Origin of the sequence: Altererythrobacter lutimaris (assembly GCF_013371495.1) — a bacterium.
Taxonomy (GTDB): Bacteria; Pseudomonadota; Alphaproteobacteria; order Sphingomonadales; family Sphingomonadaceae; genus Erythrobacter; species Erythrobacter lutimaris_A.
Map to the genome: position 1 here is coordinate 1 of NZ_JABWTA010000014.1, position 484 is coordinate 484.

At 68.0% G+C, this 484-nt stretch carries 1 pseudogene; it reads right to left on the reverse strand.

Annotated features, from left to right (window positions below):
• Positions 1 to 29 precede the first annotated feature (29 nt).
• Positions 30 to 484 (reverse strand): annotated as a pseudogene (locus tag HUO12_RS14330) (radical SAM family heme chaperone HemW); the annotation flags it as partial.

Sequence of the window (484 nt, forward strand, 5' to 3'; positions counted from 1 at the left end):
GTAAGCCCTGAGCGAAGGGGCGGCATCGCTCAGGCGGGGGCGGCCTCCACTGCGACCACTTCCGCCAGAATGGCATCCAGCAGCGGGCGGCCCGCTTCGGTCAGCGCCAGATGAGATCCGGCGTGCAAGAGCAGCCCGTGGCCCGCCAGACGATCGACTGCCGCGGCGTCTATCAGCGCATCTTCCGAAAAACCGAAGCGTGATGCCATGACGTCAAGCCGCACGCCTTCCGTCAGCCTCAGCCCCATCAGCAAGGCCTCCACGGCCTGTTCGCCGCGTGAACGCGCCGTTTCGCTGCGCAGGCCGGGGCCGTTGCGCGCCACCGCGCCGGGGAAGTTTTCCGGCTTGCGATGCCGTTCGGTGGCAAGATTCAGCCGCCGCCCGGGCGCGCCGGGGCCGATGCCGGCATAGTCGTGATAGCGCCAATAGGTGAGGTTGTGGCGGCTTTCCTGTCCGGCGCGTGCGTGGTTGCTGGTTTCATAGG